Origin of the sequence: Aeromicrobium sp. CFBP 8757, from assembly GCF_014841755.1 — a bacterium.
In the GTDB taxonomy this organism is placed as follows: Bacteria; Actinomycetota; Actinomycetes; order Propionibacteriales; family Nocardioidaceae; genus Aeromicrobium.
Window position 1 is genome coordinate 1,368,197 of record NZ_JACYUM010000001.1, and the last position, 26,072, is coordinate 1,394,268.

The 26,072-nt window shown below is 72.0% G+C and carries 22 protein-coding genes; 9 read left to right on the plus strand and 13 right to left on the minus strand.

All coding sequences use genetic code 11. The annotated features are described in order from the left end of the window. Positions 1–13 precede the first annotated feature (13 nt). The 4 genes from IFT73_RS06765 to IFT73_RS06780 form a co-directional block, all read right to left on the minus strand. Entirely contained in the window at positions 14–1,123 is a 1,110-nt protein-coding gene (locus tag IFT73_RS06765; RefSeq protein ID WP_056609073.1) for a sugar ABC transporter substrate-binding protein, read from the minus strand. 231 nt (positions 1,124–1,354) lie between these two features. Further along, positions 1,355–4,045 (minus strand): aconitate hydratase AcnA, encoded by a 2,691-nt coding sequence (gene acnA / locus IFT73_RS06770; protein WP_192166891.1) that lies wholly within the window; start codon positions 4,043–4,045, stop codon positions 1,355–1,357. A gap of 142 nt (positions 4,046–4,187) precedes the next feature. After that, positions 4,188–4,898, minus strand: coding sequence for a hypothetical protein (locus tag IFT73_RS06775; protein WP_192166892.1), 711 nt, complete (start codon positions 4,896–4,898; stop codon positions 4,188–4,190). Positions 4,899–4,905: 7 nt separating this feature from the next. Continuing rightward, a complete protein-coding gene (locus tag IFT73_RS06780; protein ID WP_192166893.1) occupies positions 4,906–7,605 on the minus strand; it encodes an SCO7613 C-terminal domain-containing membrane protein in 2,700 nt (899 codons plus the stop codon). A 94-nt stretch (positions 7,606–7,699) separates the two neighbouring features. Between IFT73_RS06780 and IFT73_RS06785 the strand changes: the two genes are divergently transcribed. Together IFT73_RS06785 and IFT73_RS06790 are read left to right on the plus strand one after the other, a co-directional pair. Then, the gene (locus IFT73_RS06785) at positions 7,700–8,347 is read left to right on the plus strand and encodes an ABC transporter ATP-binding protein (RefSeq protein WP_192166894.1); all 648 of its coding nucleotides are present in this window, start codon (positions 7,700–7,702) and stop codon (positions 8,345–8,347) included. Next, positions 8,344–9,840 (plus strand): DUF6297 family protein, encoded by a 1,497-nt coding sequence (locus IFT73_RS06790; RefSeq protein ID WP_192166895.1) that lies wholly within the window; start codon positions 8,344–8,346, stop codon positions 9,838–9,840. The genes IFT73_RS06785 and IFT73_RS06790 overlap by 4 nt, the downstream gene beginning before the upstream one ends. Before the next feature lie 29 nt (positions 9,841–9,869). Here the strand turns inward: IFT73_RS06790 and IFT73_RS06795 are convergent, their stop codons facing one another. Both IFT73_RS06795 and IFT73_RS06800 read right to left on the minus strand, forming a co-directional pair. Further along, positions 9,870–11,108, minus strand: coding sequence for a class I SAM-dependent RNA methyltransferase (locus IFT73_RS06795; protein ID WP_192166896.1), 1,239 nt, complete (start codon positions 11,106–11,108; stop codon positions 9,870–9,872). Continuing rightward, positions 11,105–13,117 carry an APC family permease gene (locus IFT73_RS06800; protein ID WP_371811181.1) on the minus strand — a complete coding sequence of 671 codons (2,013 nt, stop codon included), beginning with the start codon at positions 13,115–13,117 and terminating at the stop codon, positions 11,105–11,107. Before IFT73_RS06800 ends, IFT73_RS06795 begins: the two co-directional genes overlap by 4 nt. A gap of 70 nt (positions 13,118–13,187) precedes the next feature. On the opposite strand from IFT73_RS06800, the gene IFT73_RS06805 reads away from it, so the two are divergent. Both IFT73_RS06805 and IFT73_RS06810 read left to right on the plus strand, forming a co-directional pair. After that, positions 13,188–13,850 (plus strand): TrkA family potassium uptake protein, encoded by a 663-nt coding sequence (locus tag IFT73_RS06805; protein WP_056609088.1) that lies wholly within the window; start codon positions 13,188–13,190, stop codon positions 13,848–13,850. Then, the gene (locus tag IFT73_RS06810) at positions 13,850–14,512 is read left to right on the plus strand and encodes a TrkA family potassium uptake protein (RefSeq protein ID WP_056609090.1); all 663 of its coding nucleotides are present in this window, start codon (positions 13,850–13,852) and stop codon (positions 14,510–14,512) included. Before IFT73_RS06805 ends, IFT73_RS06810 begins: the two co-directional genes overlap by 1 nt. Before the next feature lie 131 nt (positions 14,513–14,643). On the opposite strand, the gene IFT73_RS06815 is transcribed toward IFT73_RS06810, so the two are convergent. Genes IFT73_RS06815 through dut form a run of 4 tightly spaced genes read right to left on the minus strand, consistent with a single transcriptional unit; the run spans position 14,644 to position 16,798 of the window. Further along, positions 14,644–15,318, minus strand: a complete 675-nt coding sequence (locus tag IFT73_RS06815; RefSeq protein ID WP_192166897.1) for a DUF3159 domain-containing protein — start codon at positions 15,316–15,318, stop codon at positions 14,644–14,646. Positions 15,319–15,322: 4 nt separating this feature from the next. Continuing rightward, positions 15,323–15,673, minus strand: coding sequence for an OB-fold nucleic acid binding domain-containing protein (locus IFT73_RS06820; protein ID WP_056609095.1), 351 nt, complete (start codon positions 15,671–15,673; stop codon positions 15,323–15,325). 25 nt (positions 15,674–15,698) lie between these two features. Further along, complete coding sequence (locus tag IFT73_RS06825) at positions 15,699–16,331, minus strand: DUF3710 domain-containing protein (protein WP_192166898.1); 633 nt, start codon at positions 16,329–16,331, stop codon at positions 15,699–15,701. Next, positions 16,331–16,798, minus strand: a complete 468-nt coding sequence (dut, locus tag IFT73_RS06830; RefSeq protein ID WP_192166899.1) for a dUTP diphosphatase — start codon at positions 16,796–16,798, stop codon at positions 16,331–16,333. Before dut ends, IFT73_RS06825 begins: the two co-directional genes overlap by 1 nt. 54 nt (positions 16,799–16,852) lie before the next feature. On the opposite strand from dut, the gene IFT73_RS06835 reads away from it, so the two are divergent. Next, entirely contained in the window at positions 16,853–17,344 is a 492-nt protein-coding gene (locus IFT73_RS06835) for a DUF3093 domain-containing protein (RefSeq protein ID WP_192166900.1), read from the plus strand. Beyond that, positions 17,334–17,828 (plus strand): DUF4235 domain-containing protein, encoded by a 495-nt coding sequence (locus IFT73_RS06840; RefSeq protein WP_192166901.1) that lies wholly within the window; start codon positions 17,334–17,336, stop codon positions 17,826–17,828. Before IFT73_RS06835 ends, IFT73_RS06840 begins: the two co-directional genes overlap by 11 nt. On the opposite strand, the gene IFT73_RS06845 is transcribed toward IFT73_RS06840, so the two are convergent. The 3 genes from IFT73_RS06845 to IFT73_RS06855 form a co-directional block, all read right to left on the minus strand. Further along, a complete protein-coding gene (locus IFT73_RS06845; protein WP_056609104.1) occupies positions 17,803–18,102 on the minus strand; it encodes a DUF4193 domain-containing protein in 300 nt (99 codons plus the stop codon). The two genes, IFT73_RS06840 and IFT73_RS06845, sit on opposite strands and share 26 nt — an antisense overlap. 63 nt (positions 18,103–18,165) lie before the next feature. Beyond that, positions 18,166–18,966 (minus strand): inositol monophosphatase, encoded by an 801-nt coding sequence (locus tag IFT73_RS06850; protein ID WP_371811182.1) that lies wholly within the window; start codon positions 18,964–18,966, stop codon positions 18,166–18,168. Then, positions 18,963–20,045 carry a ferrochelatase gene (locus tag IFT73_RS06855; RefSeq protein ID WP_192166902.1) on the minus strand — a complete coding sequence of 361 codons (1,083 nt, stop codon included), beginning with the start codon at positions 20,043–20,045 and terminating at the stop codon, positions 18,963–18,965. Before IFT73_RS06855 ends, IFT73_RS06850 begins: the two co-directional genes overlap by 4 nt. A 56-nt stretch (positions 20,046–20,101) precedes the next feature. Between IFT73_RS06855 and IFT73_RS06860 the strand changes: the two genes are divergently transcribed. The 3 genes from IFT73_RS06860 (at position 20,102) to sepH (ending at position 25,822) form a co-directional block, all read left to right on the plus strand. Continuing rightward, the gene (locus IFT73_RS06860; RefSeq protein WP_192166903.1) at positions 20,102–21,310 is read left to right on the plus strand and encodes an MFS transporter; all 1,209 of its coding nucleotides are present in this window, start codon (positions 20,102–20,104) and stop codon (positions 21,308–21,310) included. A 12-nt stretch (positions 21,311–21,322) separates the two neighbouring features. Next, entirely contained in the window at positions 21,323–24,721 is a 3,399-nt protein-coding gene (locus tag IFT73_RS06865; protein WP_192166904.1) for a bifunctional proline dehydrogenase/L-glutamate gamma-semialdehyde dehydrogenase, read from the plus strand. A 108-nt stretch (positions 24,722–24,829) separates the two neighbouring features. Next, positions 24,830–25,822, plus strand: coding sequence for a septation protein SepH (gene sepH, locus IFT73_RS06870; protein ID WP_192166905.1), 993 nt, complete (start codon positions 24,830–24,832; stop codon positions 25,820–25,822). Positions 25,823–26,072: the final 250 nt, after the last annotated feature.

Here is a 26,072-nt window from a genome sequence, read left to right on the forward strand (position 1 = left end):
GCACCCCTGGGTGCTACTTGACGCCGTTCTCCTCGCAGAGCTTCGCGAAGTCGGCGGTGCAGATGTCGGAGGCCTTCAGGTCTCCGGCGTCGACGACGGCCTGGACGTTGGTCTTGTCGATCGCGACCGGGTCCAGCAGGATCGACGGGACGTCACGGCTGCCCGTGTCGTCCTTGACGGTGCCCGTGGTCTTGACGTCCTCGCCCTTGACCATGGCGATCGCCGTCTCGGCGAGTGCCTTGGCCTGGCCGGTGGCCGACTTCTGGATCGTCATGCACTGGTCACCCGTGAGGATGTTCTGCAGACCCTCGACCGAGGCGTCCTGACCGGTGACCGGCACCTTGCCGTTCTGGCCGTTCTTCTTCAGGATCGAGATGACGCCGCCCGCGAGGCCGTCGTTGGCCGCGTAGACGCCGTCGACCTTGCCGCTGACCTTCGTGTAGAGCTGCTCGAAGATCGTGACGGCCTTGTCGTTGTCCCAGTCCGGGACGGCCTGCTCGGCGGCGTTCTTGTACGTCGACACCTTGTCGAGGACGCTGTGCGCACCCTCGGAGAACAGGGTCGCGTTGTTGTCGGTCGGCGAGCCGTTCAGGTAGATGATGTTGGCGTCGGTCTTGCCGTCGGCCTCGAGGCACTTCTGCAGGCCCTCGCCCTGCAGGGCGCCGACCTTGCTGTTGTCGTACGAGATGTAGACGTCGGCCGAGCCGCCGAGGGTCAGACGGTCGTAGTCGATCGTCTTGACGCCCTGCTTGGCCGCCTTGGCCTCGATGGCCGCACCCGAGTCGGAGTCGAGGTTGACGATCGCGAGGACCGTCACGCCGTCGGTGATCATGCCGTCGGCGATCGTCGCCATCTTGTCGGCGTCGCCCTCGGCGTTCTGGACGTCGTAGTCGACGTCGGCAGCCTTGAAGGCCGCCTCGAGCGCCGGCTTGTCAGCGCTCTCCCACCGCACGGACGACTTGGTGTCCGGGAGGATGACGCCGATCTTGCCCTTGGCCGCGCTGTCGCCGCCGCCGGTGCTGCCGCCGTCGCTGCCACCACTGCTGTCGCTGCTGCCGCACGCGCTGAGCGCGAGAGTCAAACCCATGACCGATGCCAGCACGAGATTGCGTGTCCGCTTCACCAGACCGCCTCCACTTCCTCCGTTGTGCGTCCTGGCCGAGGATGTTTCGCCCACGTAACGCGTTTGTTGTTTGGGACAACGTATAGCGTGGCGGGGGTCACGTCCAGCAACTCGGACAACAAATTGGTGCGGCGGACGACATTTCGTCCGGTCACGGGCACGACGAAGGGGTGCCGCCGGTTCGGCGACACCCCTTCGTACCCTCTGACCTGCGCAGATGCGCAGCGGACGTCAGTCGAGCAGGCTGCGCAGGACGTACGGCATGATGCCGCCGTTGCGGTAGTAGTTCGCCTCGCCGGGCGTGTCGATGCGCACGACGGCGTCGAACTCGACGACCGATCCGTCGGCCGCGGTGGCCGCGACGTGGACGGTCTTGGGCGTGCGGCCCTCGTTGAGCTCGGTGATGCCCGTGAAGTCGAACGACTCCTCGCCCGTCAGGCCGAGCGACTCGGCCGTCTGGCCCGCGGGGTACTGCAGCGGCAGGACGCCCATGCCGATCAGGTTCGAGCGGTGGATGCGCTCGTACGACTCGGCGATGACGACCTTGACGCCCAGCAGCGCGGTGCCCTTGGCCGCCCAGTCGCGCGACGAGCCCGAGCCGTACTCCTTGCCCGTCAGGACGACCAGCGGGACGCCGGCGGCCGCGTAGGCCTCGGACGCCTCGAAGATGCTCGTGACCTCGCCGTCGCCGACCAGGTTGCGCGTGAAGCCGCCCTCGGTGCCCGGCGCCATCTGGTTGCGCAGGCGGATGTTGGCGAACGTGCCGCGGATCATGACCTCGTGGTTGCCGCGACGCGATCCGTAGGAGTTGAAGTCGCGGGCCTCGATGCCGTGCTCGGAGAGGTACTTCCCGGCGGGGCTGTCCTTCTTGATCGCACCGGCGGGGCTGATGTGGTCGGTCGTGACCGAGTCGCCCAGCTTGAGCAGCACCCGCGCGCCCGACACCTCGGTGACGTCGTCGGGCTCGAGCTTCATGCCGTCGAAGTACGGCGCCTTGCGGACGTACGTCGAGTCGGCGTCCCACTCGAACACGTCGCCGTCGGGCGTCGGCAGGTTCTGCCAGCGCTCGTCGCCGGCGAAGACGTCGGCGTACTCGCGGCTGAAGGTGTCGGAGTCGATCGACGACGCGATGACGTCCTCGATCTCCTGCGGCGTGGGCCAGATGTCCTTCATGAAGACGTCGTTGCCGTCCTCGTCCTGGCCCAGCGCGTCGTTGAACAGGTCGACGGCCATCGAGCCGGCCAGCGCGTACGCGATGACCAGCGGGGGCGACGCCAGGTAGTTCATCTTGATGTCGGGGTTGATGCGCCCCTCGAAGTTGCGGTTGCCCGACAGCACCGCGGTGACCGCGAGGTCGCCGTCGTTGACGGCCTTGCTGACCTCGGGGATCAGCGGACCGGAGTTGCCGATGCACGTCGTGCAGCCGTAGCCGACGAGGTTGAAGCCGAGCTTGTCGAGGTAGACGTTGAGGCCCGACTTCTCGTAGTAGTCGGTGACGACCTTCGAGCCCGGTGCCAGCGTCGTCTTGACCCACGGCTTGCGCTGCAGGCCCTTCTCGACGGCCTTCTTGGCCAGCAGGCCCGCACCGATCATGACCGACGGGTTGGACGTGTTGGTGCACGACGTGATCGCGGCGATCGTGACGGCGCCGTGGTCGATGTCGAACGACGTGCCGTCCTCGAGCGTGACCGACTGGACGTTGGACGCGTCGGACGAGCCCGCGTAGTCGGCCAGCGCGGTCTGGAACGACGATGCCGACTCGGTCAGCGAGACACGGTCCTGCGGACGCTTGGGGCCGGCGATCGACGGGACGACGTCGCCGAGGTCGAGCTCGAGGTACTCCGAGAAGCGCGGCTCGTGGTCGGGGTCGTGCCACAGGCCCTGGGCCTTCGCGTAGGCCTCGACGAGCGCGATCTGCTCCTCGTCGCGACCCGTCAGGCGCATGTACTTGGTGGTCTCGTCGTCGATCGGGAAGACCGCGATCGTCGAGCCGTACTCGGGGCTCATGTTGCCGATCGTGGCGCGGTTGGCCAACGGCACCGCGCTGACGCCCGAGCCGTAGAACTCGACGAACTTGCCGACGACTCCGTGCTGGCGCAGCTTCTCGGTGATGACGAGCACGAGGTCGGTGGCGGTGGCGCCCTCCGGCAGCTCGCCCGACAGCTTGAAGCCGACGACGCGCGGGATCAGCATGCTGATGGGCTGGCCGAGCATCGCGGCCTCGGCCTCGATGCCGCCGACGCCCCAGCCGACGACGCCCAGGCCGTTGACCATCGTGGTGTGCGAGTCGGTGCCGACGCAGGAGTCGGGGTAGACGAGCGTGCTCCCGTCGGCGGACGGCTTGTCGAAGACGACGCGGGCGAGCTTCTCGATGTTGACCTGGTGCACGATGCCGGTTCCGGGCGGGACGACCTTGAAGTCGTCGAACGCGCCCTGTCCCCAGCGCAGGAACTGGTAGCGCTCACGGTTGCGCTCGTACTCGATCTCGACGTTGCGCTCGAAGGCCTCGGGCGTGCCGAAGACGTCGGCGATGACGGAGTGGTCGATGACCATCTCGGCCGGCGCGAGGGGGTTGATCTTGGTGGCGTCGCCGCCCAGGTCGGCCATCGCCTCGCGCATCGTGGCGAGGTCGACGACACAGGGCACGCCGGTGAAGTCCTGCATGATCACGCGGGCGGGCGTGAACTGGATCTCCTTGGAGGGCTCGGCGTCGGCGTCCCAGCCGGCGAGCGCCTCGATGTCGGCCTGCGTGATGTCGGCACCGTCCTCGGTGCGCAGGAGCGACTCGAGCAGCACCTTGAGGCTGAACGGGAGGGTCGAGACGTCGAGCCCCTCACCGGTCACCGCACCCAGACGGTAGTAGTCGTACGAGGCGTCCCCGACTGAGAGGGAGTCCTTGGAATTGAAGCTGTCGACGGCCATCGTCATTCTCCTTCGAGAGGTCTGTTCCATCCTGCCCAGCGGCGCCCGACGGCGCACGGTCAGGCTCACCTAACCCGGGACCACGATGTATCTTGATATCAAGATACATGATGTCGAGACGATCCGCACGCGACGCGCGCCGTCAGAACAGGTCGGGGAACCGGAGCACCTGGGCGAAGAACGCGATGTAGGCCAGCGCGACCGACAGCAGGCCGACGACGCCCAGCACCTCGATGACCGTCAGCACGCGGCTGCGTCGCTCGGACGTCACGGCGCGCTCCCCCACGCCCAGCACGACGCGCGTGCCGACCAGCCGGTCGGCGAGTCCCCGGTCGGTCGACAGCAGGAGAGGCACCAGCAGCACCAGCAGCGCGAGGTAGGCCGCTCCCCCGACGTGCCAGGCCTCGGGCGTCAGCCGGCGCAGCACCGTCGGCAGGCCGACCGGGACGGCGGCCGCTGCGAGGTCGAGCAGCACCGCCATCACGAGACCGCGCAGCACGCCGCGCAGCGCGCCGGTGGGGGCACCGGTCCCGACGTCGACGACCGCGAGCCCCACCCTGTGCTTGCCGATGCTGTGGCCCCGCAGGCCCTGCCGCAGGCCGTTGTTGACCACGACGAACAGCTCGCCGACGATCAGCCCGACCAGGACGAGGTGCTCCGACAGCGTCACCGACCAGAGGTCGCCCGTCGCACCGTCGTCGACGGCGAGCTGCACGACCTCGGCGACGACGTAGAGCAGCGCGCCCGCCGAGAACGCGGCACTGAACAGCAGGGCGTCCTGGCCCAGCGCCTCGCGTCGGAGCCGGCGGACCGTGCTGGCCGTGGTGGTCCCGGACCTGCCGCTCGTCGTCATGGCGCTCCTATCGCATCGACCGCACGTAGGCCACGAGCTTGCGCCCGTCCCGCACGCGGTCCTCCCAGGTGATGCCGATCCCCAGCAGGACGGCGCTGACGACGGCGATGAGCACGACCCGTGGCGCGGCGTTCGCGTACGGGCCGATGTTGAACAGCACGATCAGCAGCAGGATCGACGTGCCGGCCACGAACGGTGCCTGCCAGCCCAGCCGGACCGCGACCGCGAGCACCACGAGCGCACCGAGCCCGAGCAGCAGCGCGCGGAGCCCGGTGGGATCGGCCAGCGACTGCGGCACGCTCGGCAGCAGGGCGAGGGCGAGGCCGGGGCCGAGCAGCGCCCAGGTGCTCGCCTCGGGGCGTCGGGCCGTGGCCCACACGCCCGCCCCGAGCGCCGCGGCGCCGAGGGGAAGCGTGTACGCCTCGACGAACGAGAAGCCGCTGTCGACGATCAGGGCGACGTACGCGACCACCAGGGCCGACATGCCCGGCCACACCAGCCAGCGGCGTCCGCCGGCGACGAGCGCCAGGGCGATCAGCCCGACGCCGGCGACCGTCCAGCGCACCGCGATGCCGCCCGACCCGGCGGGCACCAGCAGGGCACCGGCGAGCGCGACCCCGGCCGCGATCTCGACGGCCGGCGAGACCGGGTGGTCGGGACGGACGAGGCGGGCGGCAGCCATCAGCAGCAGCGCCACGACGACGGCGACCAGGGGCGGCACGACGGAGTCGTCGACGTCGAGCAGCCCGACCGTCGCCGCGGCACCGGCGACCAGCAGGCCCACGCCGATCGCCGCGTGGGCCCGGGCGAGCCCGACGTCGCGGCTCGCGAGCGCGACGCCCCCGAGGACCACCCCACCGACGAGCCAGGTCGCCGCCGACACGCCGTGCGAGGCCAGCGCGAGGGCCGAGGCGGCCAGGACGAGCGCCAGCGCGACGGGGGTCGGCACCGACGCCGGGCCCTGCGGCCCAGCCCCGGGGCGCAGCCGTGACCAGGCCGCGGCGGCCGCCAGGAGCAGCAGCACCGCCGCGACAGCCCACACCGCGGGGCGCAGGGCCACGACCGACGTGACCGAGCCGAGTGCCAGCGTCGAGGCCAGGACGGCGCCCCGCCACGCTCGGACGGGTGCGAGCTCGGGCCACGCCGTCACCCACCACGTCGTGGCGAGCAGGCCGACGAGCACGACCGGCACGACCCACGCGGCATGGTCGTCGACCACGGCGGCGTCGAGACGTGCGGTCCACCTCGATCGCCAGACGTAGTCCAGGATCGAGCCCGCCGTGCCGAGCGCCTCGCCCACCAGCACGAGCTGGACGACCGCGACCGCGGCCACCGCGGGGACCGCTCCGGCGCGGGCCCCGCGCATCCAGTCGGTGGACCCCCTGGACGTGGCGGCCGTCAGCACCACCGCGAGGACCGAGAGGACCGCCCAGGCGACCTCGAGGCTGCCGGCCTCGACCGCCGGCGTGACGACCAGGGCCGAGGCGCCGACCACGGCCAGCGCCACCGCCGGGATGCGCACGACCGGCACGACCGACGCGATGACGACCGAGGCGACGACCATGAGCAGCAGCGGCCCGCCGTGGCCGCCCCGCGCGACGTCGTCGAGCGCGGGATGGGTCAGGAGCTCGACGACGGCCGCCCCGTAGGCGAAGACGTAGAAGCCCGCCACCACGACCCGGGCGACCGACGTCATCGACGCCGAGCCCACCGGCCGGGTCGCGAGCGCCAGCACCCCGGCGACCACGAGCGCGAGCAGCGCCCGCCACGCGAAGTCCCAGTCGTCGCCGATCGCACCGGCCCCGACACCGGCGACCGTGATCGCGATCCCGCCCGCGACGGCCGGGACCACCAGGTCGGCGCCGACGTGCGGGCGCGCCCACACCGAGATGCCCGCGGCGAGAGCCAGCGCGACGACTCCCCAGACGAGCCATCCGCCCGCGACCTCGAGCGCGCCGAGGCCCGCGAGGTCCTCGTGCCGCGCCGCGAAGAAGTCGAGCGTCAGCAGAGCCAGGAACACCGACCACACGGCCTCGGCCGACGCCCGGAGGGGACGGCGGGTGACCCACACGCCGAGCCCGCCGATGACGGTCGTGACCGCCAGCAGGATCAGCGTGCGTCCGGCCAGGCCGATGTCCTCCCACGAGCGGGTGACGAAGATCAGCGCGGCGACGACCAGGCCGAACGCGCCGAGCACCAGCAGGATCGTGCCGACCGACCACGATCGATCGGTCGCGGTCGTCGGCGCGGTCTCCGGCGGTCGCATGCGCCAGGCGGGGTCGGGGATGGGTTGCGGGCCGGCACCCGGCGCGGCCGGGACGGGCGCCGCGGCGGGTCGCGGTGGTGGAGGCGCGGGGAACACGGGTGTCGCGGGGCCCGGCACGAACGGCGGGAGCGGCGGCTGAGGGTGGGGCGGAGCGACCGGAGACGCAGCAGGCGCCTGCGGCGGCGGGGACGGCGCGGGCGGCGGTGGCACGGCCGTCGACGGTGCGGGCGCCGGTGGCGCGGGGTGCGGGGTGGCCCGACCCGGTGGGGCCGCCCGCGGACGGCGCGCGGCACGGCCGAGCAGGTCGTCGGCCTGCAGCAGCACCTGCCACAGCTGGCGCACCTCGACCGACGTCAGGTCGAGCCCGCAGTGCGGGCAGGCGGGTTGCCCCGCGATCGCGCCACGACAGTCCGGGCAGGCCTGCGGGTCGGCGAAGCGCATCACCACACTGTGTCGTGCGTGGCAGTCGGGCACAAGCACCGGCGGTGCGCGTCGGACCGCTGTCGGTTCCGCGGGCCGCACTACCGTGGGCGTCATGGCCAAGACCCCGGCGACACCGCCGCTCCTGCGCGTCAGCGACCTGCACCGCAGCTTCGGCGACCTCCACGTCCTGCAGGGGCTCGACCTCGAGCTGCGCAGCGGCGAGGCCCTGGCCCTCGTCGGACCCAACGGCGCCGGCAAGTCGACGGCCCTGCGCTGCATCGCCGGAGCCGACCAGGCCACGAGCGGCACGGTCGAGCTCGACGGCGAGCCGCTCGACGAGCGGTCGGCCGCGACGCGTCGCGATCTCGCGGTCGTGATGGACGATCTCGACTTCTTCCCCGACCTGAGCGTCGTCGAGCACCTCAACCTGCTCGCCCGCGCCCACCGGGTCGCCGGTGCCGACGCCGTCGTCGACGCCGTGTTGGCCGACGTCGGCCTCGAGCACCAGGCCGCGCAGCTGCCGGGAACCCTGTCGTCGGGGCAGCGACGCCGGCTCGCACTGGCCAGCGCCTTCGTCCGCCCCCGGCGGCTGCTGATCCTCGACGAGCCCGAGCAGCGTCTCGACGCCGCGGGCCTGGCGTGGCTGGCCGAGCGGCTGAACGCCGAGAAGGCCGACGGACTCGGCGTCCTGCTCGTCAGCCACGACGCCGACCTCGTCGAGGCCGTCGCGGACTGGATCCTCGACCTCGGCGAGCTGTGACGACCGTCGAGGCGACCGGCGACCGCTCGCTGCGCCGGCAGATGCGGGCGTGGCGCCGCGACCGCGCCGACACGACGCTCTACGAGCAGGCCTCCGAGGCGTACGTGTGGGTCTTCACGATCGTGCTCGGCGGCGCGATGGCGATCAGCGCCATGGTGCAGACGCGAGTGAGCATCGCCTCGGCCTGCACGACGTCGACGTGCGACGACGCGCGCACGTCGCTCGTCTGGGCCACCGTGGCCGGCATGGTCGCCACGACCCTGGCGGCGGCACAGGCGGTCGGTCCCGTCATGGTCACCCCGGCCACCGGGGCGTGGCTGCTGACGACACCCGTCGACCGCGGGCCGTTGCTGCGCCGCCGGCTCGTCGCGGCAGCCGCGGCCGCGGCCGTCGCGTGCGCGGCGGTCGTCGCGGTCACCGGGCTGCTGGCCGGGCTCGGGTACGGCGAGATCGGCGTCCTGTCGGCCGGCACCGCGCTCGTCGGGGCCGCGGTCACCGCCTGCGCCGCGATCTGGCAGGCGCGCGACGGTCGGCCCACCCGGATCGCCGCGCTGCTGCTGGCGACCGCGACCGCCGTCTGGATGCTGCTCGTCGCGCTGGACGTCGAGCCGTCCACGACCACCGGGTGGCTCGGGCGTCCCGCCGGCTGGATCGCGGCCGGCGTCGCGGGAGCGGCCGCCGTGGTGCTGCTCGTCCGGGCGGCCGCACGGGTCCCCCGCCTGCTGCGCGCCCAGCTCGTGCCCGGCGGCTCCCTGCTCGCGAGCCTGTCGGGCGCTCTCGCCGGGCTCGACCTGTCGCTGGCGTACGACGTGCTGGTCGCCCGCCGGTGGCGCGACCGGGCCACGGTGCGGCCGTCGCGCGGCGGCCCCGAGGGGCTGTGGGCGCTGGTGTGGCGCGACGTCGTCCGGCTGCGGCGGGCCCCGGGTGCGCTCGCGGCCCTCGTCGCGGCGCTGCTCGTCCCCTACGTCGTGCTGCGCCTCGACCTCGACGACACCACGGTGCTCGCCAGCGCGCTGGCCGCCTTCCTCTGCGGGCTGTGGTCGTTCTCGGCGCTGCGGACGACGGGCCGCAACCCGGGTCTCGTGCGCTGCTTCCCGATGTCGCTGGCCGAGGTGCGCTCGGCGACGCTCGTCGTCCCCGGCGGGCTGCTGCTCGTGTGGTCGCTCGCCGCCGCACCGGCGATCGGGCGGTCGCTCGACGACCCGACGGTCGCCGACACGCTGTTCGTCTCCGTCGCGACGGGCGCGACGGCGCTGGCGGCGATCACCCGGTGGATGCTCGCGCCGCCGCCCGACTACTCCATGCCGCTGATCGCGTCACCGACCGGCGCGATCCCCACCGGCCTCATCGGCAGCGCCCTGCGCGGCTTCGACATCGTCTTCCTCGGCGTGGTGCCGATGCTCGTGGCCCCGAACAGCACCGGCGCGCTCGTCTCGCTCGCGCTCACCGGCTCCGTCGTCAGCTACCTCGTCGCCCGCCGCTCACCCCGCTGAGCACTTCCTCCGCGTGCGGGCAGCGGGGCTCAGCGCGTGGCGGTGGGGGCCAGGACGGCCACGCACTCGACGTGGTGCGTCATGGGGAACAGCGCGAACGCGCGCAGACCCTCCAGCTCGTAGCCCCGCGCCGCGAACGACGCCAGGTCACGGGCCAAGGCTGCGGGATCGCACGCGACGTAGACGATGCGGCGCGGCGCCAGGTCGACGATGCCCTGCACGGCCTTCTTCGCGCCCGTGCGGGGCGGGTCGAGCACCACGACGTCGGCGGTCTCGCCCAGCAGGCGCTGACGCAGGGCCCGCTCGACCGTCTCGCCGACCAGGGTCACCTGCGGCACGTCGTGCAGGTTGCGGCGCGCGTCGCGCGAGCCTCCCGGGTCGGACTCGACGCTGAGCACCGTGCCGGACTCCCCCACCTCGTCGGCCAGGAACGACGTGAACAGGCCGACGCCCGCGTACAGGTCGAGCACGGTGTCGCCCGCGGCGACGTCGGCTCCCTCGAGCACCGCCGCGACGAGCGTCTCGGCGGCCGCCGGGTGCACCTGCCAGAACCCCGAGCCCGAGACGCGGAAGTCGACGTCGCGGACCCGCTCGGTCACGGCGCCCCGACCGCCGCGGACCGTCCCGTCGGTCGCGACGACCCCGTCGACCTCGGCCTCGACCTCGTCGCTGATGCTCGCGTCGGTCACGAGCAGCCGGTCGCCTATCGACGAGACGATGCCCTCGACCGAGGTGTCGTCCCACGTGCGCCCGGTCACCTGCGGCAGATCCGGGTGCGCGATGAGGCAGCGCTCGACCGGGACGATCTCGTGCGAGCGGTGGCGCCGCAGGCCCGGACGTCCGTCGCGGTCGACCGCGAACTGCACGCGGGTGCGCCAGCCGAGGGCGTCGGGGGTGACCGCCTCGACCTCGACGGCCCGGTCGATGCCGGCCAGACGGCGCAGCTGCTCGCTCACGACGTCGCCGAGCAGACCGCGCTGCACCGCGGGGTCGACGTGCTGGAAGTCGCAGCCTCCGCACCCGCCGGGACCCGAGTAGGAGCACGGCGCCTCGACCCGGCCCGGCGCGGCCTGCAGCACCTCGACGGCGTCGGCGCGCAGGAAGCTCGACGTGCGCTCGGTGATCGCGAGGCGCACCGTCTCCCCCGGCAGCGCGTGGCGCACGAACACGACCTGCCCGTCCAGGCGCGCGACGCAGTGGCCGCCGTGCGCGACGGGACCGACCTCGACGACCGGGCCGGCCTCGTCGACCGGGAGTGCCGTCGTCATCGGTCGCGGAACCCGCGGCGGACGTCGCCGGGGGCGGGTCGCGGCTTGGCGAGCTTCTTCTTGGCGCGACCGGCCGAGCTCAGCTGGTACGGCACGCTCGTGACCATGACGCCGGGCATGAACAGCAGACGTCCCTTGAGCCGCAGCGCGGTCTGGTTGTGCAGCAGCTGCTCCCACCAGCGGCCCACGACGTACTCGGGGATGTAGACCGTGATGATGTCGCGCGGGCCCTGCTTGCGCAGCTCCTTGACGTAGCGGATGACGGGGCGCAGCAGCTCGCGGTACGGCGAGTTGACGACCTTCAGCGGGATCGGGATCGCCAGCTCCTCCCACTGCTTCATCAGTGCCGCGGTCTCGGCCGGGTCGAACTCGACGGTCAGCGCCTCGAGCGAGTTGGGGCGCGACACCCGGGCGTACGCCAGCGCCCGCATCGTCGGCTTGTGCAGCTTGCTGACCAGCACGATCGCGTGGACGCGCGACGGCAGCGTGACGTCGGTGTCGTCGATCGCGAGCTCGTCGGACACCCGGTCGTAGTGGCGCCCGATGCCGCGCATCAGCAGGAACACCAGGACCATCGCGACGATCGCGATCCAGGCGCCGGCGAGGAACTTGGTCAGCAGGACGATGACCAGGACCGTCGCGGTCATGCCCAGGCCGATCGCGTTGACGATGCGCGAGCGCTTCATGCGCGACCTGGCCGCGGGGTCGGTCTCGGAGCGCAGGTGGCGGTTCCAGTGCTTGATCATGCCGAGCTGGCTCAGGTTGAACGACACGAACACGCCGACGATGTAGAGCTGGATGAGCTTGGTGACCTCGGCGTCGAACGCCTGGATCAGGACGATCGCCGCGAGCGCCAGGACGATGATGCCGTTGCTGAACGTCAGGCGGTCGCCGCGCGTGTCGAGCTGGCGCGGCAGGAAGCCGTCGCGGGCCAGGATCGAGCCCAGCACCGGGAAGCCGTTGAACGCGGTGTTGGCGGCGAGCACCAGGATGATGCCGGTGCACGCGATCGTGAAGTAGAACAGCGGCGTGAAGTCGCTGTAGAGCGTCTTGGCGAGCTGGCCGATGACGGTGTCCTGCGAGTACGAGTCGCCGACCGGCATCCCGTTCGGCTTCAGCAGCTGCTCGGCAGGGTTCTCGACGTAGCGCAGCTTCATCAGGTCGGCCAGCACGATGATGCTCATCAGCATCGTGATCGCGAGGGTGCCGAGCAGCAGCAGCGTCGTGGCGGCGTTCTTGCTCTTGGGCTTCTTGAAGGCGGGCACGCCGTTGCTGATCGCCTCGACGCCCGTCAGTGCCGCGCAGCCCGACGAGAAGGCACGCGCCAGCAGGAAGACCATCGCGACGCCCGTCAGCCCCTGCTCGAACTGGCCCTCCGGGGCGATGTCGAACTGCGCGCTGGGCACCGTCGGCAGGTCGCCGAACAGGTAGCGGGCGTAGCCCCACAGGCCCATCATCAGGATCGCGACCATGAACAGGTAGGTGGGGATCGCGAACGCCGAGCCCGACTCCTTGGTGCCGCGCAGGTTGATCGCCATCAGCAGGACCACCAGCGCGGACGCAGCCGTCGCCTCGTGACCCTCCAGCCACGGCAGCGCCGAGGCGGCGTTCTGCACCCCCGACGAGATCGACACCGCGACGGTCAGCACGTAGTCGACCAGCAGGGCGCTGCCGACCGTCAGACCGGCGGTCGGGCCCAGGTTGACGGTGGCGACCTCGTAGTCGCCGCCGCCGCTGGGGTAGGCGTGGACGTTCTGGCGGTACGACGCGACGACCGTGATCAGCACCAGCGTCACGGCGATGCCGATCTTCCAGTTGAAGGCGTACGCCGACAGACCGCCGATCGACAGCGTCAGGAAGATCTCGTCGGGTGCGTAGGCCACCGACGACAGCGCGTCGCTCGCGAACACCGGCAGCGCGATGCGCTTCGGCAGGAGCGTCTCACCGAGCTGTTCGCTGCGGAGCTTGCGCCCGACCAGTGCACGTTTGGCGACCTCGGTGACTCCCACGAGAGACGATGCTAGACCTGTCGGTGGCTCTCGTCCGCACGAGCGCTCCCGTCGGTGTAGCGTCGCCTCCGTGCACATCGTCATCATGGGCTGCGGGCGCGTCGGCTCGACGCTGACCCGCAACCTCGAGGCCCGCGGTCACACGACCGCCGTGATCGACAGCAACCCCGACGCGTTCCGCCGACTGGGCCCCGCCTTCACCGGCATCACGGTCACCGGCATGGGCTTCGACCGCGACGTCCTGGTCAAGGCCGGCATCGAGCGGGCCGACGCGTTCGCGGCGGTGTCCAGCGGTGACAACTCCAACATCATCTCGGCGCGCGTCGCCCGTGAGCAGTTCAAGATCGAGAACGTCGTCGCGCGCATCTACGACCCGGGCCGCGCCGAGGTCTACGAGCGTCTCGGCGTCCCCACGGTCGCGACGGTCCCCTGGGCCGCCGACCAGGTGCTGCGCCGCCTCGTCCCCGCCGGCTCCGAGCCCGCGTGGCGCGACCAGTCCGGCCACGTCCGGCTCGACCTCGTCTACGCACCGTTCAGCTGGATCGGCCATCGCATCGCCGAGCTCGAGGCCACCGCCAAGGTGCGCGTCGCGTACCTGACGCGACTCGGCACGGGCCTCATCGCGACGCCCGACACCGTCATCCAGGAGGGCGACTACCTGAGCCTGTTCATGCTCGAGTCGACCGCCGACGACTCGCACGCGGCCCTCGACGCCGGACCGGAGGACAGCTGATGCGTGTCGTCATCGCCGGAGCGGGCGCCGTCGGGCGCTCGGTGGCCCAGGAGCTCATCCAGAACGGGCACTCGATCCTCCTGATCGACAAGTCCCCCGCGTCCATCCGCGCCGAGATGGTGCCCGAGGCGCAGTGGCTGCTGGCCGACGCGTGCGAGCTCTCGTCGCTCGAGGAGGCGCAGCTCGAGTCGTGCGACGTCGTCATCTCGGCGACCGGCGACGACAAGGCCAACCTCGTCATCTCGCTGCTCGCCAAGACCGAGTTCGCCGTGCCGCGCACCGTCGGACGGGTCAACCACCCCAGCAACGAGTGGTTGTTCAGCGAGTCGTGGGGCGTCGACGTCTCGGTCTCGACCCCCCGCCTGATGTCGGCGCTGGTCGAGGAGGCCGTGACGGTCGGTGACCTCGTGCGGCTGTTCACGTTCCGGCAGAGCAACGCCAACCTGGTCGAGCTCACGATGCCGGCCGACTCGCCGTTCATCGGCAAGCGCGTCAGCGAGGTGCCGTGGCCGGCCGACGTCGTGCTGGTCGCGATCCTGCGCGACAGCTCGATCGAGACGCCCGACGCCGACCGCTCGCTCGAGTCGGGCGACGAGCTGCTGTTCGTCACGCCCGAGGACGCCGAGGACACCCTCGGCGAGCTCCTCTCCCCCAAGCACTAGGCGCGCAGCGCACCCCGGCTGAGGAGTGGGTGACGGCCCCTCGAGGAGTCACAGGCTGTCGGATGCGACGACGACAACCCTCTCGTCGAGGGGCCATGACTCTCTCCCCGGCGAGCGGGAGGTGCCCCCAGTCAGCGTTCGGGGGTTCGGTCGTCGAGGTCGATCGGGGTGCGGTTGCGGGTCAGCAGCCAGCCCATGACGGCGAACGACGCCAGCTGGAGCGGCCAGCCCAGTGCGATCTTGGACGCACCCAGCAGGCCGATCTGGTGGTCGAGCCACAGCGGCAGCTGCACCGCGACCCGGATGACGCACGGGATCGCGAGCACCCACGTCAGCTGCGAGCACAGCCGCACCATGGCCTTGTCGGAGTGCCAGGCCGTCGGGTCTCCCATGACCGAGCCCACCATGAAGCCGACGATGGGCCAGCCGACGACGATCGTCAGCACGATCACGACGGCGTAGACCCCGTTGTAGATCAGGCCCGGGGTGAACACCGCGCGCGCGACGTCCTCCTCGGAGCCACCCGACTGCGACGCCCGGTACGCGAAGAACGCGCCGATGCCGATGCCGAAAAGCGCGTTGAGGACGAACTGGGTCGTCGAGCGCTGCACCACGCGGACGATCAGCAGCGCCGCCGTCGCCGCGATGCTGACGACCAGCGACAGCCGGATGTCCTTGGTGACCAGGAACAGCACCGTGAACAGCGCCGTCGGCACGGCGCTCTCGACGATCCCGCGCGGCCCGCCGAGCGCCTTCGACAGCTGGGCGCGGACGACCTGCTCGACCGTCGCCTGGGGTGAGGTCACCGGCTCACGCGTCGAGCTCGTAGCGCGGGTTGTAGATGATGCGCGTCGTGCCCCTCATGCCGATGCGGCCGAAGGCCTTGAGCTGGCGGCCGGCGGTGATGCCCTCGATGCGGCGACGTCCGAGCCACACCAGGGTCACGCTGTCGGACCCGTCGTACAGCTCGGCCTCGAGGGCCGTGACGCCGTCGACAGGCCGCAGGGTCACCGAGCGCAGCACGCCGTGGATCGTGGCCATGCAGCGGTCGGCCTGCGACGAGATGAGCTGGCACCCGGCCCGCTCGGCCTCGCTCTTGAGCTCGCCGGCCTCCTGGTTCTCGGTCGACAGGCGTTCGAGGGTCCTGCTGAAGCGTCCCATGGTTCCAGCCTACTCTCGCCGGGCCCTAGGCCCCGGGCTCGACGGGCGTCGCGTTGGGGGGCAGCGTCAGGAGCAGCGACTCGCGCGGGATGCGCGGATCGGAGCCGCGGTCGACGATGACGTCGCGCAGCGCGTCCATCAGGATGCCCTCGTCGGAGGGCTCGAGACCCGCCGCGCCGAGGAACGTCGCCCGCAGGAGCCAGCGCGGCCCCTCGATGCCGACGATGCGGCTCGGCTGGAAGCCCTTCTCGCCGTCGGGAAGGTCGACCGGCACCCGCACGTGCAGCTCGGGACCGAAGATCCCGTCGACCTGCTCGCACTCGCCGCCGAGGCGCTCGACCTCGAGGATCAGGTCGTCGCGCACCTCGTCCCACAGGCCACCCGACCGCGTGGCCGCGAAGGCCCTCAGCTCGATCGCGGCGTCGTCGGTGACCAGGACGACCGAGCCGATGTCGCCGCCCTCGCCGTCGGTCGGCAGCTGGATGTCGAGACCGACCCGCACGCGGACCTTGAGCGGACCGAGGTCGATGTACTGCTGGTCGTCGGCCGGAGACCGCTCGGAGGAGTCCCACGGTCCGGCGTGGCGCACGCCCTCGACCTCAGGGGGTGCGACGACCGCGGTGTCGTCGGTGGTCTGCTTGCCTCGTCGTCGTGCCATCAGCTGCTCTCTTCGTGGACGTCGGCGGCCGCGTGGCCACCTGTTGAACCGTAGCCCCCCGAACCGCGCTCCGACGTGGGGAGCACCCCGGACTCGACGAACCGGACGTGCTCGACCCGCTGGACGACGAGCTGCGCGACCCGGTCGCCCCGGCTGAGCGTGACGGACTCGGCGGGGTCGTGGTTGACCAGCAGCACCTTGATCTCGCCGCGGTAGCCGGCGTCGATCGTGCCGGGGGTGTTGACGATCGACAGCCCGTGGCGCAGTGCCAGGCCCGACCGCGGGTGCACGAACGCCGCGAACCCCTCGGGCAGGGCCAGGGCGATGCCCGTCGGCACGAGCACGCGCTCCCCCGGCGCCAGCCGCACGTCGACCGTCGTGACGAGGTCGGCCCCGGCGTCGCCCGGGTGGGCGTACACGGGCAGCGGCACGTCCGGATCGAGCCGTTTCACGGTCACGTCGAGCATGGCGACGACCCTACCTGCGTCGCACGCTGGACCCGCATGAGGCAAGGTTGAACCGTGACGACCTATCGAGAGCGCCTGTCGGCCCCCGTGTCCTGGTGGATCGCCGCCCTGGCGTTCGCCGCCGCCTGGGGCTGGGTGTTCCTCATCGCGACGAACTGGGCCATCGCCGGTGTCGTGACGGCACTGCTCGTCGCGATCGGCGGGTTCATCGTGTGGCGCTACGGCTCCATGACGGTGTCCGTGGGCGCCGACGGCCTGCGGGTCGGTCAGGCGTTCGTCGAGGCGGGTCACGTCGGCGACGTCCAGGCCCTCGACCGCGCCGGTTACCGCACGCGGCTCGGCACCGGTGCCGACGCCCGTGCGTACCTGGTGACGCGTCCCTACCTCGACCACGGCGTCGTCGTCACGATCGACGACCCGTCCGACCCCACCCCGTACTGGCTGGTCTCGAGCCGGCACCCCGAAGCCCTCGCAGCCGCGTTGGCTCCCTCACGGCCCTCGGCCGCGACCCCCGACACCGACGGAGAGGCCTCCCGTGGCCAGTAGGCGCAAGAAGAAGGGCTCGGCGACGTCCGGGCACGTGGTCCAGGACCTCAACGCCGAGGCTGCCCGCACCCCGCGCACCAAGGCCCCCAGCCGCGCGACGTGGAAGGTCATGGACCGCGGCTCGTCGGTCGCCGCGGCGATGCTCGCGACGCGCGCCTCGGCCGTGGCCTGGCGCCTCGCCACGGGACGCAAGCCCCCGACCAGCGGACAGCACCCCGACGTGACGACGCGCGAGGCCGTCACCTGGGCCGTCGTCGGCGGCTCGATCGTCGAGCTCGTGCGGGTCGGGGTCCGTCGCGGCGCGGCGACGTACTGGGTCAGGTCGACCGGTCAGCTGCCGCCCGGCATGAAGCCGCTCGACACCAAGGCCCGGCAGGCCGGTGGAACGACAAAGGAGCCGGTCCTCGCGGAACCGGCTCCTCACTCATCCCCGTCACGGGGCAGGTCGACCCGTCAGGTCAGTCGGCGCAGTCGCGGCAGATGAGGACGCCGTTCTTCTCCGACGCCAGCTGACTGCGGTGGTGCACCAGGAAGCATGACGAGCACGTGAACTCGTCGAGCTGCTTCGGCACCACCTGGACCGCGAGCTCCTCGTGGGAGAGGTCGGCCCCCGGCAGCTCGAAGGACTCTGCGGCCTCGGTCTCGTCCTCGTCGACCTTGCCCGAGTTCTTCTCGTGCCGACGCGCCTTGAGCTCCTCGATGCTGTCCTCGGACTGCTCTTCCTCTGTCTTGCGCGGTGCGTCGTAATCGGTAGCCATCAAATCTCCCTTTGTGCGGAACAACCGGCGTGATTGTGCCACACGGTTCGGTGGCGTTCACACTCAGAACCCACAAGCACGGACGAGCTCGAAATATTCCTCCGCGACGGAGGGGTGGGCGGCCATCACGAGCCGCTCGTCGGGCTCGCCGTCGAGCCCGCTGAGGACGAGTCCGGCCTCGCGGGCGACGAGCCCCCCGGCCGCCAGGTCCCACGGCTTCAGACCCTGCTCGACGTAGGCGTCGAACTGACCCTCGGCCAGCCCGCACAGGTCGAGCGAGGCCGATCCGATGCGACGGATGTCACGCACCCGCGGGATGAAGGCGGCCATCGCCTCGGCCTGCTTGGCCCGCACCTCCGGCACGTAGTTGAAGCCCGTCGCGACGAGCGCGTGCTCGAGCCGGGCCACGGGCGGGGCGGTCAGCACCAGGCGCTCGTCGCCGTCGTAGCGCCACGACCCCGCACCGGCGACGGCCCCCCACTCGGCGCCCGACGCGATGTTGACGACGTGCCCCACGACGACCTCGCCGTCCTGGCGGGCCGCGATCGACACGCCGTAGGTCGGGATGCCGTAGACGAAGTTGACGGTGCCGTCGATGGGGTCAACGACCCAGTCGACGCCCGACGCGCCGACGACGTCGTCGCCCTCCTCGCCGACGAACCCGTCGCCGGGACGGGCCGCGAAGATGCGCTCGCGGATCAGCCGCTCGCAGGCCTCGTCGATCGCGGTGACGACGTCGGTCTCGCTCGACTTGGTCGACGAGACGTCGACCCGTCCGGCGGGCCGGGCCGACCGGACGTACGCCGCCGCCTCCAGACCGATCCGGCGGGCGAGCGTCAACAGCTCCTCGCGATCGGCGCTCACAGCGGGATCGACGATGAGACCGATGCCGGCGTCGTGGCCGAGCCGACGGTCGGCAGCGTCGATCGCGGGTTCAGGCAGCAGTCGGTCGGGCACAGGTCGTGCGATCGCGGCAGCTCACCGAGCGCGGGACGGTCGACGTCCTCGCCCCGCTCGACCGCGGCGCGCTCGAGCAGCAGCTCGCGCACCATCGCGACGAAGTCGGGGTGGGCGCCCGGCGTCGCGGCGCGGACGAACCGGAGACCCAGCTCCTCGGCGGTCTGGCTGGCCTCGGTGTCGAGGTCGTAGATGACCTCCATGTGGTCGGACACGAAGCCGATCGGCACCACGACGACCGACTCGACGCCGGACTCCTTGAGGGCCGTCAGGTGGTCGTTGACATCGGGCTCGAGCCACGGGATGCGCGGCGACCCGGACCGCGAGCAGTACGCCAGCGAGAAGGCCTCGGCGCCTGCTCCCTCGGCCACGAGGGCCGCGACGCTCTCGTGCTGGCGGACGTAGGCCTGGCGCCCGGGTCCGCCGCTGGCCTCGTTCATCGACGTCGGGATCGAGTGCGTCACGAACACGACGTGCGTGCCCGCGGGCGCGTCGGCGAGCGCGTCCCTGGTCGCCTCGGTGAACGGGCCGACGAAGCCCGGGTGGTTGAAGTAGTGCCGCAGGCGGCTCAGGCCGATCTCGACGCCCGTCGTGGCGTCGAAGAGGTCCTCGCGGTACTGGCGGCAGCCCGAGTACGACGAGTACGCGCTGGTGACGAAGCAGGCGGCGCGCTGCACGCCGTCGGCCGCCATCTGCTGCGCCGCGTCGCGCAGGTACGGGTCCCAGTTGCGGTTGCCCCAGTAGATCGGCAGGTCGACGCCGTTCTCCGCGAAGTCGCTGCGCAGCGCGGCCAGCAGCTCGCGGTTGAGGTCGTTGATCGGCGAGCGCCCGCCGAACTGGAAGTAGTGCTCGCCGACCTCGACGAGCCGCTCGCGCGGGATGCCGCGGCCGGCGGTCACGTTCTCGAGGAAGGGGACGACGTCGTCGGGCTTCTCGGGCCCTCCGAACGAGACGAGCAGCAGTGCGTCAAAGGGGCGGACATCCATGGGTCCATCCTCGCACCGGGCCGGATAGGGTGCTCGGGGCGGCTCGAGAGGAACCCATGCTGACGACGTACAAGGGTGTGCTGGGCCTGCCGGGGGCGGCCCTGTTCTCGTTCACGGCACTGTGGTCGCGCCTCCCCCTGTCGATGGCCGGGCTCGGCATCGTCCTGCTCGTCAACGAGCGCACCGACTCGTTCCGCGAGGCGGGCGTCATGTCCGCGGTCTACGTCCTGTCGGCCGCGGCGTTCGCGCCGTGGCAGGGACGCCTGGCCGACCGCTTCGGCCAGGGTGCGGTGCTGTGGGTCGTCGGCGCGACCTACGCCGCCGGCATCGCCGCGTTCCTGGTCGCGATCGAGGCAGACTGGTCGGCCCCGTGGCCGCACGCGTGCGCGGCCCTCGCGGGGCTCGCGACACCGCAGACCGGCAGCATGGTGCGGGCCCGCTGGACGCACGCGATCGACGAGCGGACGCAGCTCAACACGGCGTTCTCGATCGAGGCCGTCAGCGACGAGGTCGTGTTCATCGTCGGCCCCGTGCTGGTGACGTTCCTGACGTTCCAGGTCGCCGACTACGCCGGGCTCGCGTGCGCCGCCGCGGCGGCGCTGCTGGGCAGCTGGGCCATGGCGCTCCAGCGGTCGACCGCACCACCGGCCGGTCGACGGCGCACCCGGACGGGGCCCGCGATCAACTGGCTGGGCCTGTGGCCGCTCGTCGCGGTGTCGGTGGGTCTCGGCATCATCTTCGGCTCGGCCGAGGTCATCATCGCGGCGTTCACCGAGGAGCAGGGTCGCAAGGGTGCCGCGGGGGCCGTGCTCGCGGTGTGGGCCGCCGGCAGCCTCGTCGCGGGCGTCGCGGTGGGTGCACTGCCGCAGGCGCCCGACCCGCGCCGGCGGCTCCGTCTGTCGATCCTCGTCCTGGGCGTCCTGTTCGCGCCCATGGCCCTGCTGACGAGCATCCCGCTGCTGGCCCTCGGCATGTTCGTGGGCGGCTTCATGATCTCGCCGTCGCTCATCGCGCTCGTCCACCTCGTCGAGCAGGAGGTGCCGGCGTCCCGGCTGACCGAGGCCCTGACGTGGACCACGACCGGGATGTCGGTCGGCATCGCCCCGGGCGCCGCAGCGGTCGGCGCGGTGATCGACGCTCACGGCGCGTCGGCGGGCTTCCTGGTGCCGCTGGCGGCCGGGCTCGCGGCCGCGGTCGTGGCCTGGACGACCGGCACGACGAGCCGGTCGTCCGACGGGGTGAACGCGGCCGCGGAAAGTCATTAAGGTTGGGGCACGATGACCGAACTCTCACTGGCCGAACGCAGCGTCGACCTGGTCCGCACGTGGACCGATGCCCGCCGCCCCCGGGGCCGCCGCACCACGGCCGCCGCCGCCCGCCTCGCGACGCTCCTGAAGGATCCGCAGGGCCTGCAGTTCACGATCGGCTTCGTCGACCGCGTCGTGCGGCCCGACGACCACCGAGTCGCGGCCCGCAACCTGCGGCACCTCGCCCGTGAGCTGCCCGCGTTCCTGCCCGCGACGCAGAAGATCCTGCTGAGGCTCGGCGCCTTCGTGTCACTCCTGCTGCCGGGCCTGGTCGTCGGCATCGCGCGTCGCACCCTGCGCCGCATGGTCGGCCACCTGGTCGTCGACGCCCGCCCGCAGCAGCTCGGCCGGGCCATCAAGAAGCTGCGCGCCGGCGGCGACCGGCTCAACCTCAACCTGCTGGGCGAGGCCGTCCTGGGCGACGGCGAGGCCGCACGCCGCCGTGACGGCACGCTCGAGCTGCTCGAGCGCGACGACGTCGACTACGTCTCGATCAAGGTCTCGTCGGTCGCCAGCCAGCTCTCGATGTGGGCGTTCGACGAGTCCGTCGCGCGGGTCGTCAAGCAGCTGACCCCGCTCTACGAGCGCGCCGCCACCGGCGAGCCGACCTTCATCAACCTCGACATGGAGGAGTACAAGGACCTCGACCTGACGGTCGCGGTCTTCACGTCGATCCTCGAGTCGTTCCCCGACCTCGAGGCCGGCATCGTGCTGCAGGCCTACCTCCCGGACGCCCTCGGCGCGATGCAGGAGCTGCAGGCCTGGGCCACGCAGCGTCGTGCGGCCGGGGGCGCCCCGATCAAGGTGCGCCTCGTCAAGGGCGCCAACCTCGCGATGGAGCGCGTCGACGCCACGGTGCACGGATGGCCGCTCGCGACGTGGTCGAGCAAGCAGGAGACCGACACCAACTACAAGCGCGTCCTGCAGTGGTCGCTGACGCCCGAGCGCGTCGACGCGGTCCGCGTCGGCGTGGCCGGCCAGAACCTGTTCGACGTCGCGTACGCCTGGCTGCTCGCGGGCGACCGCGGCGTCCGCGACGCCGTCGACTTCGAGATGCTGCTGGGCATGGACACCGGTCCGGTCGACGCGGTGCGCGGCGACATCGGCCAGCTGCTGCTCTACACACCGGTCGTCAGCCCCGCCGAGTTCGACGTCGCGATCTCGTACCTCGTGCGCCGCCTCGAGGAGAACGCCAGCACCGACAACTTCATGTCGGCGGCATTCGAGCTGTCGTCGGACGCGACGCTCCTCGATCGTGAGACCCAGCGGTTCCTGGCCTCGGTCGAGGCCCTCGACACGTCCGTGCCGCAGCCCCACCGCCGCCAGGACCGCTCGACCGAGGCCTCGACCCCGTCGACCGGCACGTTCGCCAACACCCCCGACACCGATCCGTCCACCGAGGCGAACCGCGAGTGGGCGCGCCTCGCGCTGGCCCGCTCGACGTACACGCAGGTCGGCGCCGAGACGGTCCGCACCGGCTCGGTGCCGGGCCCGGCCTCGCTCGAGACGATCATCCACGAGACCCGCGACGCGGCCGCCCAGTGGCACGCGCGCGGCTCCGACGTGCGCGCGTGGATCCTCCACCAGGCCGCCAGCGCGCTCGGCGCCCGGCGCGGCGACCTCGTGTCGGTCATGGCCGCCGAGGCCGGCAAGACCGTCGCCGAGGCCGACGTCGAGGTCAGCGAGGCGATCGACTTCGCGAACTACTACGCCGAGGCCGCGCGCAGGCTCGACGCCGTCGACGGTGCCGAGTTCGTGCCCGACCGGCTGACGGTCGTCGCCCCGCCGTGGAACTTCCCCGTCGCGATCCCCGCCGGCTCGGTCCTGGCGGCGCTCGCGGTCGGCAGCGGCGTCGTGATCAAGGCCGCGCCGCAGACCCGCCGCTGCGCCGCCGTGATGGTCGAGGCGCTGTGGCAGGCCGGCGTCCCGCGCGACGTCCTGCGCTACGTCACGATCGACGAGGGAGCGCTCAGCAAGGCGCTGATCTCCCACACGTCGGTCGACCGGGTCATCCTGACCGGTGGGTGGGAGACCGCCAACCTGTTCCGTTCGTGGCGTCCCGACCTGCCGCTGCTCGCCGAGACCAGTGGCAAGAACGCGATCGTCATCACCCCGAGCGCCGACATCGACCTCGCGGTCGCCGACCTCGTCAAGAGCGCCTTCGGCCACGCGGGCCAGAAGTGCTCGGCCGCGAGCCTGGCGATCGTCGTGGGGTCGGTCGCCGCGTCCGAGCGGTTCCGCCGCCAGCTCGTCGACGCCGTGTCGTCGTTGAAGGTCGGCCACCCCGACGACCCCGAGGTGTCGATGGGGCCCGTCATCGAGCCTCCCCGGGGCAAGCTCCTGCAGGGGCTCACCGAGCTCGGCGAGGGCGAGACCTGGCTGCTCGAGCCCCGGCAGGTCGGGACCGACGGCCGGGTGTGGACCCCCGGCATCCGCACCGGTGTGCGCCCCGGCAGCACGTTCCACACCACCGAGTACTTCGGACCCGTCCTCGGCATCATGCAGGCCACCGACCTCGACGAGGCGATCGCCTGGCAGAACGCGACCGACTACGGCCTGACGGCCGGGATCCACTCGCTCGACGCCGACGAGGTCAACCGCTGGATCGATGCCGTCGAGGCCGGCAACCTCTACGTCAACCGCGGCATCACCGGAGCCATCGTGCAGCGCCAGCCGTTCGGCGGCTGGAAGCGCTCGTCGGTCGGCACCACCGCCAAGGCCGGCGGCCCCAACTACCTGACCCACCTCGGCACGTGGCGACCGCGAGCCCTGCGACCCTCGACCGACGACGCCGCGGTGACGCTGGCCGCGCCCGTGCAGGCCCTCCTCGACGCCGTCGCGGCCCACCTGCCGGACGTCGAGAACCGGCGCCTGCGTGCTGCCGCGCAGTCCGACCACGTCGCGTGGACGCGCGAGTTCGGCGCGGTCAAGGACGTCTCGGGCCTCGAGGTCGAGCGCAACGTGTTCCGGTACGTCCCGGTGCCCGTCACGGTCCGCGCCGAGGCTCTCGGGCCCGACCTCGTCCGCGTGCTCCTGGCAGCCGTCCGCACCGGCTCCGACGTGACGGTCAGCACCGCGACCGCCCTGCCCGACGGCCTCGTGCCGGGGGCCCGCGTCGAGAGCCGCGAGCAGTGGCTCGCCCACGTGGCCGAGCAGCGTCCGGCCCGGGTGCGCCTGGTCGACCAGGACGCCCTCGCGGTCGCGTCGGCCGTCGGCGGCGACCCCGACGTCGCGATCTACTCCGGTGCCGTGACCCCGTCGGGACGCGTCGAGGCACTGCCGTTCCTGCAGGAGCAGTCGATCTCGATCACCAACCACCGCTTCGGCAACCACGACAGCGAGTTCGACCGTGTGCTCCCCCGGCGCTGAGTCGCGAGCGTCGGCGCGCCGCCCAGACCTGGCCGCCGCCCCGCCTACGATGGGAGGACGGTCCAGGTGAACGCCCACCCGGCACCGCCACACGTCGGAGGCGATGGCATGCGCGATCTCAGTCTCGAGGGATTGAGCGAGGACAAGCGGTTCCTCGTCGCACGTGACGTCACGACCGGCGCGACGTACCGCATTCCCGCTGATCACCGCCTCTCTTCCCTGATCGGCACGCCGTCCCGCACGCCTGCCCGCGGCGGGAGCACCTCCGGCCAGATGGAGATCCGCATGCCCAGCTCACTCAGCCCCCGCGACATCCAGTCCCGCATCCGGCGCGGCGAGTCGCCCCAGGCCGTCGCCGACTCCGCCGGCGTACCGGTCGAGCAGATCACCGGCTTCGCGGGTCCCGTGCTCGCCGAGCGCGAGTTCATGTGCGAGCAGGCCCGCAAGACCGCGATCCGGCGCAAGCACATCGGCGGTGCCGGTGTGCAGCTCGGCATCTTGGTCGCCGAGAACATCGCCGCCTCCGGGGGCGTCCCCGAGTCGGCGCAGTGGGACTCGTGGCGACGCGAGGACGGCCGGTGGACCGTCCTGGTCACGCCCGACGACGCCACGCACCCGGCGACGTTCCTCTTCGACGTCAAGAGCCGCTACGTGCTGCCGGCCGACGATTTCGCGCACGAGCTGGTCGGCGACGTCGCCCTGCCCGACTCGACCGACATGGCGATCGCCGACGCGGTCCGCTCGTCGGAGCGTCCGGTCGACGACGTGCCCGAGGTCGACGACGTCGAGGTGGTCGACGAGGTGGAGCCCGTCGCGTCGCAGGTCGAGATCCCCGACCCGATCGAGCCGGTCGAGGAGGAGGTCCTGACGGGCGTCTCCTCGCTCAAGGAGGCGCGCGACCGTCGAGCGATGGAGCAGCTCGCCCTCGGCGACGCCACCGCCTCCGACGACGCGCCGGCGGCGCAGGTCGAGGAGGACGACTTCGAGGACGGTCTCGAGCAGAACGTCGCGGTTCCCGACACGATGGGCCCCCGCAAGAAGCGTCACGAGCGTCGTCGCGTCCCCAGCTGGGACGAGATCATGTTCGGCAAGGACGACTGACCTCCGGTTCCCAGGTCGCCAGCCGCGAGGAACGAGCGGCATCTCCGCCTCGGTCGCTGGCGCTCCCTCACGGTCGGCCGCAAGCGGCCTCCCTGGCGAACGGGCCCGGTTGCCAGCCGCGCAGGCGCCCCACCCCGGTCGCCAGCCGCGAGGAACGAGCGGCGTGAGCGAAGCGAGGCGACCCACGACAGCCTCCCCTCGGTCGCTGGCGCTCCCTCACGGTCGGCCGCAAGCGGCCTCCCTGGCGAAC

Excerpts from the sequence above, each read along its gene's own strand:
- IFT73_RS06775 (WP_192166892.1), bottom strand. The coding sequence starts at position 4,898 with ATGACGACGAGCGGCAGGTCCGGGACCACCACGGCCAGCACGGTCCGC.
- IFT73_RS06810 (WP_056609090.1), top strand. The coding sequence starts at position 13,850 with ATGCGTGTCGTCATCGCCGGAGCGGGCGCCGTCGGGCGCTCGGTGGCC.
- IFT73_RS06860 (WP_192166903.1), top strand. The coding sequence starts at position 20,102 with ATGCTGACGACGTACAAGGGTGTGCTGGGCCTGCCGGGGGCGGCCCTG.
- IFT73_RS06865 (WP_192166904.1), top strand. The coding sequence starts at position 21,323 with ATGACCGAACTCTCACTGGCCGAACGCAGCGTCGACCTGGTCCGCACG.
- IFT73_RS06785 (WP_192166894.1), top strand. The coding sequence starts at position 7,700 with ATGGCCAAGACCCCGGCGACACCGCCGCTCCTGCGCGTCAGCGACCTG.
- acnA (WP_192166891.1), bottom strand. The coding sequence starts at position 4,045 with ATGGCCGTCGACAGCTTCAATTCCAAGGACTCCCTCTCAGTCGGGGAC.
- dut (WP_192166899.1), bottom strand. The coding sequence starts at position 16,798 with ATGCTCGACGTGACCGTGAAACGGCTCGATCCGGACGTGCCGCTGCCC.
- IFT73_RS06820 (WP_056609095.1), bottom strand. The coding sequence starts at position 15,673 with ATGGGACGCTTCAGCAGGACCCTCGAACGCCTGTCGACCGAGAACCAG.
- IFT73_RS06825 (WP_192166898.1), bottom strand. The coding sequence starts at position 16,331 with ATGGCACGACGACGAGGCAAGCAGACCACCGACGACACCGCGGTCGTC.
- IFT73_RS06845 (WP_056609104.1), bottom strand. The coding sequence starts at position 18,102 with ATGGCTACCGATTACGACGCACCGCGCAAGACAGAGGAAGAGCAGTCC.
- IFT73_RS06780 (WP_192166893.1), bottom strand. The coding sequence starts at position 7,605 with ATGCGCTTCGCCGACCCGCAGGCCTGCCCGGACTGTCGTGGCGCGATC.
- sepH (WP_192166905.1), top strand. The coding sequence starts at position 24,830 with ATGCGCGATCTCAGTCTCGAGGGATTGAGCGAGGACAAGCGGTTCCTC.
- IFT73_RS06855 (WP_192166902.1), bottom strand. The coding sequence starts at position 20,045 with ATGGATGTCCGCCCCTTTGACGCACTGCTGCTCGTCTCGTTCGGAGGG.
- IFT73_RS06795 (WP_192166896.1), bottom strand. The coding sequence starts at position 11,108 with ATGACGACGGCACTCCCGGTCGACGAGGCCGGCCCGGTCGTCGAGGTC.